This is a genomic window from Achromobacter sp. 01N37 (assembly GCF_056399725.1).
Genome location: NZ_JBFTRX010000020.1, coordinates 1 through 12,198, shown reverse-complemented (window position 1 = coordinate 12,198; position 12,198 = coordinate 1). Strand labels below are relative to the sequence as shown.

At 60.8% G+C, this 12,198-nt stretch carries 19 protein-coding genes and 1 tRNA gene; 6 read left to right on the top strand and 14 right to left on the bottom strand.

Going from position 1 to position 12,198, the window contains the following annotated elements:
• The first annotated feature begins 3 nt into the window (after nt 1-3).
• The 3 genes from AC1DSJ_RS27375 to AC1DSJ_RS27365 all read left to right on the top strand — a co-directional run bounded on the left by AC1DSJ_RS27375 (nt 4) and on the right by AC1DSJ_RS27365 (nt 1,219).
• A complete protein-coding gene (locus tag AC1DSJ_RS27375; protein WP_175169844.1) occupies nt 4-345 on the top strand; it encodes an integration host factor subunit alpha in 342 nt (113 codons plus the stop codon).
• A 58-nt stretch (nt 346-403) separates the two neighbouring features.
• On the top strand, nt 404-847 hold the full coding sequence (locus tag AC1DSJ_RS27370) for a MerR family transcriptional regulator (protein WP_441372601.1): 444 nt from the start codon (nt 404-406) through the stop codon (nt 845-847).
• 295 nt (nt 848-1,142) lie between these two features.
• Nucleotides 1,143-1,219, top strand: a tRNA-Pro gene (locus AC1DSJ_RS27365).
• A gap of 75 nt (nt 1,220-1,294) precedes the next feature.
• Here AC1DSJ_RS27365 and AC1DSJ_RS27360 read toward each other — a convergent pair.
• The 12 genes from AC1DSJ_RS27360 to AC1DSJ_RS27305 form a co-directional block, all read right to left on the bottom strand.
• Nucleotides 1,295-2,443, bottom strand: a complete 1,149-nt coding sequence (locus AC1DSJ_RS27360; protein WP_441372602.1) for a tyrosine-type recombinase/integrase — start codon at nt 2,441-2,443, stop codon at nt 1,295-1,297.
• Nucleotides 2,444-3,123: 680 nt separating this feature from the next.
• Complete coding sequence (locus tag AC1DSJ_RS27355; RefSeq protein WP_441372603.1) at nt 3,124-3,477, bottom strand: hypothetical protein; 354 nt, start codon at nt 3,475-3,477, stop codon at nt 3,124-3,126.
• 2 nt (nt 3,478-3,479) lie between these two features.
• Nucleotides 3,480-5,264: an AAA family ATPase gene (locus AC1DSJ_RS27350; protein WP_441372604.1), complete on the bottom strand. Its 1,785-nt coding sequence runs from the start codon at nt 5,262-5,264 to the stop codon at nt 3,480-3,482.
• Between the two features lie 13 nt (nt 5,265-5,277).
• Nucleotides 5,278-6,489, bottom strand: a complete 1,212-nt coding sequence (locus AC1DSJ_RS27345; RefSeq protein WP_441372605.1) for a recombinase family protein — start codon at nt 6,487-6,489, stop codon at nt 5,278-5,280.
• Between the two features lie 2 nt (nt 6,490-6,491).
• Nucleotides 6,492-6,710 (bottom strand): hypothetical protein, encoded by a 219-nt coding sequence (locus AC1DSJ_RS27340; RefSeq protein ID WP_441372606.1) that lies wholly within the window; start codon nt 6,708-6,710, stop codon nt 6,492-6,494.
• Nucleotides 6,711-6,718: 8 nt separating this feature from the next.
• Complete coding sequence (locus tag AC1DSJ_RS27335; protein WP_441372607.1) at nt 6,719-7,525, bottom strand: RecB family exonuclease; 807 nt, start codon at nt 7,523-7,525, stop codon at nt 6,719-6,721.
• A gap of 8 nt (nt 7,526-7,533) precedes the next feature.
• On the bottom strand, nt 7,534-7,701 hold the full coding sequence (locus AC1DSJ_RS27330; RefSeq protein ID WP_441372608.1) for a hypothetical protein: 168 nt from the start codon (nt 7,699-7,701) through the stop codon (nt 7,534-7,536).
• Complete coding sequence (locus AC1DSJ_RS27325; RefSeq protein WP_441372609.1) at nt 7,698-7,988, bottom strand: hypothetical protein; 291 nt, start codon at nt 7,986-7,988, stop codon at nt 7,698-7,700. The genes AC1DSJ_RS27330 and AC1DSJ_RS27325 overlap by 4 nt, the downstream gene beginning before the upstream one ends.
• Nucleotides 7,985-8,341: a hypothetical protein gene (locus AC1DSJ_RS27320; RefSeq protein ID WP_441372610.1), complete on the bottom strand. Its 357-nt coding sequence runs from the start codon at nt 8,339-8,341 to the stop codon at nt 7,985-7,987. The genes AC1DSJ_RS27325 and AC1DSJ_RS27320 overlap by 4 nt, the downstream gene beginning before the upstream one ends.
• Nucleotides 8,338-8,547, bottom strand: a complete 210-nt coding sequence (locus tag AC1DSJ_RS27315) for a hypothetical protein (RefSeq protein ID WP_441372611.1) — start codon at nt 8,545-8,547, stop codon at nt 8,338-8,340. Before AC1DSJ_RS27315 ends, AC1DSJ_RS27320 begins: the two co-directional genes overlap by 4 nt.
• A gap of 100 nt (nt 8,548-8,647) precedes the next feature.
• Nucleotides 8,648-8,995 carry a hypothetical protein gene (locus AC1DSJ_RS27310; RefSeq protein ID WP_441372612.1) on the bottom strand — a complete coding sequence of 116 codons (348 nt, stop codon included), beginning with the start codon at nt 8,993-8,995 and terminating at the stop codon, nt 8,648-8,650.
• Between the two features lie 258 nt (nt 8,996-9,253).
• Nucleotides 9,254-9,646, bottom strand: a complete 393-nt coding sequence (locus AC1DSJ_RS27305; RefSeq protein WP_441372613.1) for a hypothetical protein — start codon at nt 9,644-9,646, stop codon at nt 9,254-9,256.
• A gap of 370 nt (nt 9,647-10,016) precedes the next feature.
• Here AC1DSJ_RS27305 and AC1DSJ_RS27300 point away from each other — a divergent pair, with 370 nt between their 5' ends.
• Nucleotides 10,017-10,454: a hypothetical protein gene (locus tag AC1DSJ_RS27300; RefSeq protein ID WP_476760425.1), complete on the top strand. Its 438-nt coding sequence runs from the start codon at nt 10,017-10,019 to the stop codon at nt 10,452-10,454.
• Here AC1DSJ_RS27300 and AC1DSJ_RS27295 read toward each other — a convergent pair.
• Nucleotides 10,414-10,680: a hypothetical protein gene (locus AC1DSJ_RS27295; protein ID WP_441372616.1), complete on the bottom strand. Its 267-nt coding sequence runs from the start codon at nt 10,678-10,680 to the stop codon at nt 10,414-10,416. The two genes, AC1DSJ_RS27300 and AC1DSJ_RS27295, sit on opposite strands and share 41 nt — an antisense overlap.
• 119 nt (nt 10,681-10,799) lie before the next feature.
• Between AC1DSJ_RS27295 and AC1DSJ_RS27290 the strand changes: the two genes are divergently transcribed.
• Nucleotides 10,800-11,399, top strand: coding sequence for a hypothetical protein (locus AC1DSJ_RS27290; RefSeq protein ID WP_441372617.1), 600 nt, complete (start codon nt 10,800-10,802; stop codon nt 11,397-11,399).
• Here the strand turns inward: AC1DSJ_RS27290 and AC1DSJ_RS27285 are convergent.
• A complete protein-coding gene (locus tag AC1DSJ_RS27285; protein ID WP_476760433.1) occupies nt 11,378-11,626 on the bottom strand; it encodes a hypothetical protein in 249 nt (82 codons plus the stop codon). The two genes, AC1DSJ_RS27290 and AC1DSJ_RS27285, sit on opposite strands and share 22 nt — an antisense overlap.
• Between AC1DSJ_RS27285 and AC1DSJ_RS27280 the strand changes: the two genes are divergently transcribed.
• Nucleotides 11,510-12,198 (top strand): DNA cytosine methyltransferase (locus AC1DSJ_RS27280; RefSeq protein ID WP_476760432.1); only part of this gene is annotated, 689 nt, incomplete at its 3' end. The two genes, AC1DSJ_RS27285 and AC1DSJ_RS27280, sit on opposite strands and share 117 nt — an antisense overlap.

Sequence of the window (12,198 nt, the reverse complement as noted above, 5' to 3'; positions counted from 1 at the left end):
ACCATGGGGAACAGTATGCTTGCTGCCGAGCCACGCACCTTGACCAAGGCTGAGCTGGCCGAACTGCTCTTTGAGCGGGTCGGTCTGAACAAGCGCGAGGCCAAGGACATCGTCGATACTTTCTTCGAAGAAATCCGCGACGCCCTGGCGCGCGGAGACTCCGTCAAGCTCTCGGGCTTTGGCAACTTCCAGGTGCGCGACAAACCGCCGCGCCCGGGCCGCAACCCCAAGACCGGCGAGACCATTCCCATCGCCGCACGCCGCGTGGTTACGTTCCACGCGAGTCAGAAACTCAAGAGCGTGGTGGAGCAGGCAACCCCTGCTGCACCCGAAGCCGCGGAGTGATACGCTTTGTCGGTAATTGTTATCGGCTCCCGGCGCCTTCGCGGCATAAAATTCGCTTATGACACGTACTGAATCCACCGTTACCCTACCGCCCATTCCCGCCAAGCGTTACTTCACCATTGGTGAAGTCAGCGAGCTGTGTGGCGTCAAGCCTCACGTCTTGCGGTACTGGGAACAGGAATTCACGCAGCTCAAGCCGGTGAAGCGGCGCGGCAACCGCCGCTACTATCAGCACCACGAAGTGCTGCTGATCCGCCGCATCCGTTCCTTGCTGTACGAACAAGGCTTCACGATCAGCGGCGCTCGCAATCGCTTAGGCGATGCGCGCGATATGCCGCACGATCAAGACGCCGCCGTGCGTTTGTCGGGCGCCGAGATGCAAGCCTTGCGTAACGAGCTCGGCAACGTTTCGACGATGCTTGCTGATGCTTTGGGCTTGCCTGCCAACGTGTCCGCCAACGCCAGCAGCAACGCCAGCAGCAACGCCAGCACCACGGCTTGAGAGCGTTGATTTCTTCGTCGTCCAAGATGGTTTGATTGATCGCAGTACCCGCAACGCGCGTTGCTCTTGAAGCCATGCCCCGCAACGCGCGTTGCTCTTGAAGCCATGCCCCGCAACGCGCGTTGCTCTTGAAGCCATGCGCATTGCACACCGCAGTACGTTGCGCCTCGCGCGCCGCTTTGCATGACGTTAGTGCAAGCGACGAACACGAGGCGCAAATTTTTTTGAGTATTCAGCACTTTTTTTGCACCAATGCGTGCAAACTTATTTTTGTTCTGCTATACTCTTTTTCTTTCGGGGCGTAGCGCAGCCTGGTAGCGCACTTGCATGGGGTGCAAGGGGTCGCGAGTTCGAATCCCGCCGTCCCGACCAGCAATACCCTAGGGGGTTAGTGATAGTAATCACTAACCCCCTTTCTCATTGTGGGAACTTTCTGGGGACTTTGCTCTATTGTTGTCGGCGCAATACCGTCAACGTAGGCGTGTGATCATTGGTGCGTGTAATGCGATTGGCCAATTCGATCAGCTTGCCCAGTTCCGCAGCAGAGTAGTGCGACGTGACGCTGCCATTCGTGTGGCCCAACAGCACCTGACGATCCTCATGCGAAACGTCCGCAGCCCTAAGCCGACGCCCAAACGTGTGTTTTAGATCGTGCACGCGAAGCCGTGCGAAGTCCGGATGCGCCGGCTTGCCGTATTTCTTCTCCCAAGCCGACGCAGCACGCTTGCGCGCGCTACGCCATGCGGTCGCATTCATTCGCGACATCGGACCTCCTTCGAATGGGAACACCCATTCCTTATCTAAACCGCGTTGAAGCCGGATGACCTCACTGGCGACGTCGTTGAGCACCACGAGCCGCTCTTCGCGATTTTTCACGCCTGAGTCGTCAAACCGGCCACCAAAGTCTGCTGGCAACAGGAAGACCGAAGTGCGGAGCTCAGGTACGTGAATCTCCCATTCCCAGCGCAGTTTGCATACCTCTTGCTCGCGGCAGCCTGTATTCGTCGTGTACAGCGCCATCCGCTTGAGATACAGCGGCAGCTCGCTCATCAGAAGGTCTTCTTCATCCCACGAGATCGGGTAAGGCTTGCGCGATGTGCGCTCGTCGAGCATCTCGATCAACGGCACGGCGTTAAGCCACGGTCGCTTTTCTGCCGTACGCCACTTGCGCTGGCAGAGATTCAAAACGCGTACCACGCGCTGCAATGCGATGTTTACAGTCCGTGCCTTGATCCCGGCTTCTAGACGATCTTCGATATAGGGCTCCAGCGCCTCGCTATCGATTTCGTGCAGCTGCAGCCCCCCGATGTAAGGGTCCACCTGCTTTAGATAGGTTGCAGATAGCCAGATGGATCGCTGATGAGCGTATTCCTTGAGGTACCGGGTAGCGGCTTCGCGGAAGACCGGCGAGCGTATGGCTTCCTTCTTGCTTACCGCGGCGGCGCGAGCCTCGTCGATCGCTTCTTGGAGGCGGGTTTCGGCGGCCTTCCGAGAACTTGTGCCAGTGCTGCCTCGAATTCTGCCGATCCCCTTGATTTGTTTGTCGATGTGCCAGATCCCGTCTTCCTGGTATAGACCTGTGATTTTCTGCGCCATGTCTCCGTGATTCCTTCCTGCAATTCTGAATCCACTTGGCCTCGCGGCAGCAAGGGCTGGATGTCTTTTTCGACCGCGTGTACCTGCTTGTAGTGTTCGGCGAATTGGTCCAACTCGATGCGATCGAATCCGATACCTTGTTTGCCTATCGAGAACTCAAGAAGGTGCGGCCTCGCATCGCGCGTGAAGACGGTGCGGGACATCCCGAGATATGCCGGGGCCTTTCCGGCCCGGATGAAGCGGGGCTTGAGATTAGGCATGACCTTCTAGACCCCGCATGTCAGTGTTTACGGCAGACGTGAGAAGATCGCTGCCTGGAAGAACAGTCGAGCCACGGGAGGCATTGGCATGAACGAGTGGACGTTTTACGTCAACAAGCGAGATTCGAAAGGCGAGCCGGTCGACAGCTGGACTTTGCATGTGCTTCCAAGCGAGCACCCAACGGTCCATAGGCATTCGTTTGCTGATTCTGATGCATGGTTGTGGGTGCGAGAGCCGTACGTCGGCCAGATCCGAGAGCTCGTCGACGCATCGATAAACGGTGACGGGCAAAGTGGTTTGGGCAAGGTTATTGGAGCGTGTGGACCTTGCGTCAAAGCTGGACGGCTTAATCTCATGCGAGAGCGCGTACCCGACGTGCAGGTCGGGAACGTCTCCCGTAGCTGATAACTTAGTCACGTTCATATCGGCGTCTCCCGCCACGTGACCACGTTGCTGACCGCGTGGACCATCGGAGGCTGCACCGCAGCCGCACGTATCGCGGCCTCGCGCATGGTCCTGTCGTAGCTCAAAGGCTTCCTCACGACCGGGCGGTAGGGCGCCGCCACCAGCCCATGTGAACGAGATTCAATGAATCGCTCCAGGAATTCGCACAGCGATCCTGCCGGCGGCGCTGCCCAGCCAGTGTGATTGGCGATCATCCCGGCCATGACTTTGGCCGTCGTGTGGCGTGTGATGTGAAGTCCAAGCTTGCTCAACTCTTCGCCCGCTTTGCGGCGCGCTGCGGTCATTTCGGTTCGGTTGTGCGGTTTCATGATTACGCAGCCTCCATAACGGCGATCGGGCTCACTGAGCCATGGTCAATCCAAAAGGTTGTGAAGGCGTCTGTGGGCGCGTCAGGCGCGGTTTTGAGCGTGCCCAGTACCAAGACGGTGTCCATGCGTCCGTCGCTGGCCAGCGCGTCAACCAAGCCCAGCGCGTCCTGGCGGCCGGGCAGGTCCAGGCAGTCAAAGCGGTCCAGGATCATGCAACGCAATCCCGAGATCTCTGCCAATGCCGCGCCTATCAGGGCGTCGACGCGCCACCGCTCTGACTCGGATAGCAGGCGGTACGGGCGACCGGCGAAGGTGATGACCATGTCGGCGCCGATTGCGGGTACGCGCCAGCCGGCCAGGTCAGCCAGGTCGGCCAGCTTGTCATTCACGGGCTGCAGCGCCTCGGCGAGGATTTCACCCGGGATACCATCGGGCGACAGCGCGTCGCCGATCGCGGACCATGCCAGCACTTCCTGGTGGTACTGCGCGGCGTTCGCCGTGCGCTCGGTAGCGCTAGTGGCCGCCTGCTTGGCGTTGAGCAGCAGTTGGACGCGCTCATCGATCGCCTTGCGCTCGGCGCGCAGCGCGGTGACCTTGGCGCGGACTATCTCCACGTCGGCGGGCTGTATCGCTTCCGCTTCGGTCGTCCCCAACAGCTGTTCGGCCGCCGCCTCGGCCGAGGCGATGTCGCGCCGATCGTTTTCGACGCTGCGCTCCATCAGGTCGCGGGCTTCGATGGCCTTCGGCAGCGCGCCCGCCGCCTCGGTGTCGCCCTTGGCGTCCAGCTTCCCGTACTGAGCTTCGTAGCGGTCCAACACCTGCAGGATTCGCATATCGAGCGTGCCGTGCAGCGCCGCGTTCACCGTGTCGATGTTGTAGGCCTCGTCCAGGCAGATGGCCAAGTCATGGATCAGGCCTACGCGCGGCCCGGAGCCGGCCCGGGCCTGCAGCGCATCAACGTGCGCGGCCAGCTTGGCATGCTCAGCCTGGTCAAACTCAAGCTTCTGGCGCAGCGCCGGCAGTTGGGTCGCCTTGGCTTGGTACGCCGCCAGTTGGTCGCGGGCAGCCGCGTGTGCCGTAGCCTTTTGCTCCAGGGCACCTAGGGACTGCGCGGTCGCGTCGATACGGCTGTCCAGCGTGGCCAAGTCGGCTCGCGCTTTGTCCAGCGCGGCCCGGTCGAACGGCGGGATCTCCGCCTTCCAGCCCTCGGCCTTCTGGCTGCCCCATTGTTCGCCTGCCGCAGCCTTCCAGGCACCCTTGGCCTCCGTTGCTTGCCCCTTGGCAAATTCCGCGCCGCCAGCGAAGCCCGTGCGCAGGATAGGCTTGATCTGAGTGACGAGCGGGGCGGCGCAGCCGCGCGCCAACAGGCGGCGCTCGATTTCGTCCGCCTTGACGTTGGTTCCGGTCATCGCAAACAGCAGGCTGCGACGCTCGTCCGGCTTTGCGGCGGCGAAGCGCTCAGGCGCCAGCACAAAGGGCAGGGCGGGCGACTGCGGCACCAGGGCTTCGCCGGACTGCGCCCCTTTGGGCAGGCTGATACCGACGGCGCCTTCGTCCAGATCCAACGTCACGGCTCCAAGCTTCGCGCCATCGCTGACCAAGGCGCCATACTCCTTCTTCAGGCCGACGCGTTCGGGCGATCCAAGCAGCGCCAGGCGCACGGCCTCGGCGATGCTGGACTTGCCTGAGTGGTTGGCTCCGGCGATCAGCGTGGCGGGCGTGAGAAGCTCTAGGTCTACCGTGCGAGCGCCTTGGAAGTTCTCAATGGTGATTCGGTTGATTCTCATCTCTGGCTCCCTTTCACTCAGGTGCGACTACGCGCGTGCGGCGTGTACGCTGTTGAACGTTCGTCATTGACAGGCGCAGCTGCTGGTAGAGCGCCGTCAGGCGTTCCTTCTCCGCTTCGCTGGAAACGTCACCGATGAAGTCCGCCGCCAAGTCCAGAACCTCAATGTCCTTAGCCGTCCGCAATTGGGCTTCAACCTGGGCAGGGTTGATGCTCTCGGTCAGGGGCGGATCATCGTGGTGGAGTGGCTCTTGTTGATTCGAGGCGGTCGAGGTGTCAGCCTCGAATAAATCGTCGGCTGTTGACTTGGAAGCTTTGCTTTGCGATTTCGAGCTCGCTGAGCTGGATGGGGGGACCGGCTCGCGCGAATCCAGATCGGTCGCGTCGGGATGCTTGGGTTTTGCCTGCGTGCGGTCGGTGGCAACCGCTTCAGCAGCTTGCGCACGCAACTGATCCACGTCCACGGTGATGGTGCCGTCCGAGGTGGGGCGGGCCTCCAGGGTGTCGTAGACCTCTTGATCCGACGGGAGCCCCATCAGCAACTCGGGCGCATAGATGCGACCGAAGAAGGCGCCGGCACGATAGCGCAGCATCTGGCCGGGCATGGTCTGCCATTTGCTGCCGTTCTTTGTGTACCAACCTTCCTTCACGGCGAGTTCAATCGAGATCTCGTCGGATTCCAGGCGCTCGCCGGTTTCCCGCTCGATGACCCAGGCGACGCACGAGCGATCACGAACGACGGCCTTGCTGACGACGGTTTCGCGGTACCGTTTGCCGCGGTCGTCAGTCTTCCAATCGAACGTCGTGTACTCGATCTCGCGCTCGCCCCGATCGCGAATGTCGAAACGCAGCGGCGAGAATCGACCGCAGTTGTTGATCATCGCGATGATGAACGACGCAGACCATGAAGGGCGACCCTCAATGATGTGAAGGTTCTGCATGATCATCAGGGGATCGGCCCGCATGCGCTCGGACATGTTGAGCGCCACAACGCAGTTCGCCAGCGCTTTCGGGTTCTCGCGCGTGTCCGTGATGTTGCCGTACTTGTCGCGCTTTTCGATGGTGGCCCGATACTGCTCGGGTACCAGGTCGCTGCTGGAAAGCAGGCGTGCGGCGCGCTGCATCAGCTCAAAGCTTTGCAAGCTACCGAAGCCGGGGGAAACCGCAGGCATTTGTGCTTCGGCAGGGGAACGCAACGCTTGGACGGTGGCTGTTTCGGTCGTCATGTTCAACGTCCTTTGTTCTGTTGTGCGCGGTACTCCGCGACGGTTGCGATGGAAATGGTCTGGCGGTCTTTCGGTTTGGCCTCGGTGTCGTACTGCTTGACCTGGCAGGCCACGAACAACGCCGTGTCCCATGCCAGGTGCTGGGTGATCACCGGCCGGCGCTTGCCGGTAGGGTCGGTACGCCGGACGAACACGTCGCGGCTGACGGGGTGCAAGGACATGCAGGCTCCTATCGATGGAAAAGGCAGGTACGCCACCGCGCGCAGTACTTCTCGCTGCACAGGATGCTGGAGGGGTTGGGGGGGAATAGGCCGGTGCGAAACATCGCGGCGGCGTGCTCGATGAGGCCAGGCTGACCGTCTTCGCCGACCATGACGCGCCGGGCATCGAAGACCGGGCTGACGTCGGTTAGCGCCTGCGCGCCAGTGGAAAGGGCGATGATCTGGGCGCCGACCGTGCGTACCTTCTTGGTGTGCTCGTACATGAGCTGGTAAGTGCCTGTCTGCGCGGCGTGGCCACGCGTGACGGCCTTGCCGTCGGAGATGATCCGAGCGCCGGTCTTGATGTCTGGAATCACGATTGCGCCGTCGGCTTCGGCCACGCGGGCGCGGTCCATGGTGCCGGTCAGACGTACCGTCAGACCGTTTCCGCAATCGATGGCCAGAGGATCTAGCTGTGTCTCGACGTCGATGTAATGGAAACGCGGTGCCACGTCGGCGCAATAGCGCACCAGCAGCGTGAGCGCGATGGTCTCGGCATCGCGGATGGTCAGCTTGTCGGCTGCTTGATCGACTTCGAAGTCGGGGTTGTGCAGCTCATCGACCAAGACGCCGGCCGCATCGTCCGGCGAGCACTGGGTGCCGTCCAGGCGTGCGCGGTCATACGCTGCGGTGCCCGCGTGCACTGCGGTACCGAGCAGAGCGCGTATGCCCGAAGGCTTCTTGAGGCCTAGGATGTGCGTGCCTTCCCACATGTGCGCGCAGTCGAAAAGGCGGCCCCAGCTGGAGGCGCGAACCGAGAAGACGTTGGATTTCATGGCGGCCGTCATTTGTGGGCGGCCTGGCGTTGTTCGCCCGGCTGGTTGTTGGCCGCCGCGTCCATCGTCGGACCCAGTACACCGGTCAGCCCTGCGATCAGGATCACGCCACACGCGACTCCGACCCATTCATAGCGGTCCAGATGACGGACGACATGGAGCAGTACGCGGTTCATTCCGCTCTCGCGTAGTCGGCATCGGGTACCACGACGACGTCGCCGACGATTGGGCGCGTTGTTCCCGGTACGCAGACGGCGTGATAAAGACGCGTTGCTACGTCATTGACGGGCAGATGCTTGAAGTGGCCTTCGTCGTCCACGAGCATGACGTGTACGCGGTCAGCGAGACGAATAGCGCCCACGTAGGACGCGCCAATCATCTGCGCGACATCGCACAAAGCGTGCGGTCCGATGAGCTCGGTTTCGGTTCCATCGACTCGGATCAACTTGCGGATGGAAGTCATGTGCGGGCCTCTCGCTCGGCATCGAGCGCGGCCTGTGCAATTTGTGCCAGCTCGCTATCTCGGTCGGAATAGCCGGTGGCACCCCCTGCGACCTGCGCGAGCGCGGCGCGGAGACGAGCGTTTGCCAGGCGCAGTTGCAGATTCTTCGTCTGCAATACCGCCTCGGAGACGATCCGGGGTTGGACATGCTCGGATGCGATGTAGGGGAGGCCCTGGAGCGCGCCCTCGGCGCGGCTGGCTATCCAGCGTAGACGGCGGGTCTGGGTCGAGCTGGCGCGCGCGGTACGCATGATGTGGTCAAGCGCATCGCGTTGGATGCGATCGACCCGCAACTTAAGAAGAGGAGCGTTCACTTTTGATTCTCCAGATCGGACGCCGCAGCCGTGCGAATTGTCTGGCTCGGCAGGCAGTCAAATTCGATGGGCGTGGTGTGCGGAAAAATGTCGAGCACGTCGAGGCATGCGCCCTGAGTTTCGAAGCGCTCGATCACCATGACGGGCGGCCGCTCATGGCCCGGTGGAAGGAAGGCCAGAAGGACCCAAGAAATGACGGCGTTCATGAGTCGATCCTCGGATCGGTGCGGCGTAGAAAAGCCATCCAAAGGTCACCGGCTTTGCCCATGGCATATGCGAGGACCACATAGCAAGCGAGTTTGGTAATCACAGCGGCAACTCGCCGGTTTCGCGGAGGCTCGCTTCGATCAGCACTCGTGCTCGCGCGACAAGCGTCGAGCGAACCGTGTGGATACCCAGCGCGGCCGCGTCGAGGTCAAACTGCCATTTGCTCAGGCCGGGTAGCAACGCTCCTGCCATGTCTTCTGCGCGCAGGTCGGCGCAGATTTCCATCCACCACTCGAGCGTTTCGCCGTAAGCCAATTTCTGACGGCCGGCAAAGAGGTCGCAGAGTTCACCGATGATTTCCTGGTCGGAGAGCTTTGGGACGCAGACCGTGCCTTCTCGGCGAAAGGTGCCGTGGTCTGCTGTACGTGTGGGATCGTCTCCATCCATGTGTCGCATGTGTCCTCCCTGAATTTGTCGCTTGCCCGTCAACGGCAGGTTTTGAAAACCCATATATGGGTTGATTCAGGGACAATAAACCCATATATGGGTTATTGCAACCCAAATTTGGGCTTTGAAGGGAAGAAAAAGCCGCCCGAGGGCGGCATTGATAATTCTGAGGGCCGTTGTCGCTTAGTGGAGCAGTGCTTTCTTACGCCTTTCTTGAGTCATTCCAAGAAGCGGCCACACGACCACACCAGCGCTAAATTAGGCGGCTTCACCAGGTGAGGGACTTTTCGAATGGCCCACCTGGTACCTATTCACTTTGGACTTGGCCAGCGCAGTGACCTCGTCCCGTTCGTCTGCCGGAATCAATCTGAATTCTTCGGCGGTGATCCCAGGAAGAGGCCACTCGGGGACACTTGTCGGACTACCTGTCAGCGTCGGCAGGTTCAAGTTCGGGTGTAACAACTCCCACGGTTCCAAGCCGCAGGCGCGAGCCAACTCAGCCAGATTATCGATGCGCAAGCCGACTTCAGCACGCCGAGCGCGGTCAATGGTCGATCTGCCAATTCCAGAAGCGGCTGCTGCGGCTTCGTTGGAGGCAAATTTCTTGCCTGGTCCGATAAGCCGGTTGAGGTTGTCGGCGAGAGTTTTCATTGCGCTGTTGCCCATATATGGGAATATGCCGCGATTCGTAACCCATGTGTGGGTTGACACAACCCATAAATGGGTTGAAGATAAGCCGATGGACCATGTCGAGTTTCTATCAGAGGTACTAGCCCGGCTTCGTGAGCTGAAACATGCCGATCTTCGAGGAGTCGCGCGTCTGTCGGGCGTGCCYGAAAGCACCCTGCGGAAGATTCGGTATGGGGAGGTCAAAGACCCGCGCGTTATGACCGTTCAAGCGCTCCACAACTATTTCGTCACCGTTGATGCGGGAAAGGTGCGCAAGCAGATTTCTGATGCCAGCACGGAATCGAAGGGGCGACGAGATCCCGTGGCCACAGGCGTTTAAAGGAGCGTCGCTATGACCTATTTGCTACAGCATCAGAGGAGGGCAGCTATGGTCGACCGCAATCCAATGATCCGCCCGTCCTTGAATGAAAAGTCGAGGCCGGCAGATGCCACGTTCTCGACCTACGCCGAGCTGGACATTCACGTTCACATCGAGCCCTCCAATGGTGGTGTGCGCTTGATATTGGACGGCCCCAAGATGCGAAAGCAGGCGCCTCCCTTGTTGGGCATGCGCCTCACTGACGGCGCCGGCAAGCATCTTGGGTACGCCACTTTTCGGCCGGTAGGCAACACACATGACCGCTTTACCTACGAGCTTTCCGCGATCGTCATGGGCACGACGCCGCCCGATGACGTCTGGGAGTGGGGACGACCTTTCGGGCACATCCAACTAAGCGACAAGGGGTTGTTCAGCGAACAAGCTCGTATTGACGACGTCCTTGATCGGTGATGGCAAGAATGCCTGTACTTAATGCCCATTCCCCATCCGCGCCCTTTTGCAAACCGCTTTTGATAAGGCCTGCTTCTTCCAGGCTCTGCAGCGATGCGATGAGCGCTTCGGTGCTTCCCAACTGCTGAATTTCTGCCCATGCGTCGTCAGTCCGCCCGGGCTCTGTCAGGGGCACTTCGGCAAGCCTTTTGAGAATCGCATTGCTCAACGTATTGGCTTCAGTCACGGCCAGCTCCTTCATTAAAGATGAGTTGTGTGAGAGCACTCATTCTAGGTGTTGGGGCTGGTCTTCTAAATTCTCTTTGCCTGAATGGCCGCACTGTAGCGCCAAGGAGTCCAGCCGGCATGCGACATGAATCGAACAAGACCCTGATCGGCGTCGTGCGTGAGCACGCAACAGCCTGGCGAAAGGCGCTCGGGTGGTCGCGGGAAACGATGGTGGACGCCATTGTCCAGGTGCACGACCAGAGGGGAGGGCCAGTCACCACGGGCATTCGCTTCGAACCGCACACCCAAGACACCTTCGCGAGAACGAAGGTAAACGCGGATCGAGTGTTCCGGTGGCTGGACGACGAGACCAAGGACAACAACTTGCTGCCGGCGAATTTCCTGCCGTCTGTCCTGGCGGCGATGCCGCATGACCGGCGCCGGCATTGTGTCGATGACCTTTTGCGGCCGCTCAATTTGGCAGTGCGGACATTGGCTACCGAAGGCGCCGAAACCCTGTGCGTCGGGCAGTTGGCCAATGTTCTGCGAGAGCAGGCCGAGGCCAGCGCCGCACTTGCGGCATTGCTCGACGGCCGCGCCACCAAGGACGAATTGATTCAGGCCCACCGCGAGACATCGGAATCCATCGTGGCGTTGCGCCAGGCGCGTGCGACGGTGGAGCGGCAGATGGCTGTAGCGGGCATGCAGATCCCTGTTCAAGAGGCCGACCCGTCATGATTCAGGCCGATATCAATCACTTTCACCTGTTTGCTGGCGCCGGCAGTGGAGCGGCGGGCATGCAAGATGCCACACCGAGCATTCCAGGGCTGCAAGGCCGCATGTTTTGCCTGGGCGGGATTGACGTAGATCCTGCCGGTGCCGCCGATTTCTACCGATTCACTGGTGTGCGCTGCACGGTGCGCGACCTGTTCAGCCGTGAGCAGTACCTCGCATTCCATGGCCATGAGCCCCCCGCAGACTGGGCCGAAGCGCTGCCGGCAGACGTGCGTGTCGCAGCTGGTGGGCGCCGCCCTCACATCGTGTTCTTGTCTGCCCCATGCAARGGCTTTTCCGGCCTKCTKTCGCAGAGCTTGAGCCTYACGGCCAAGTATCAGKCKCTCAATGCGCTGACGCTGCGYGGCGTGTGGCTGATGCTGGARGCRTGGAAGGAKGACCCSGTCGAGGTCATYCTGTTTGAGAACGTGCCRCGCATCGCCACGCGTGGACGCGACTTCCTGGATCAGATTGTTCAGCTGCTGCGTCACTACGGCTACATCGTGCGAGAAACTGCCCACGACTGCGGTGARATTGGCGGYCTRGCKCAAAGCCGCAARCGCTTYCTRYTGATCGCKCGGCACGCYGACAAGGTGCCRGCTTTCATCTACGARCCGCCCAAGCGTCCGCTGCGCGCCGTCGGTGAGATCCTGGGACGCATGCATCTGCCGGGCGACCTGCGCGCTGGCCCGATGCATCGCATCCCGAATCTGAGCTGGAAAACCTGGGTGCGGTTGGCCTTCGTTGAGGCGGGCAGCGACTG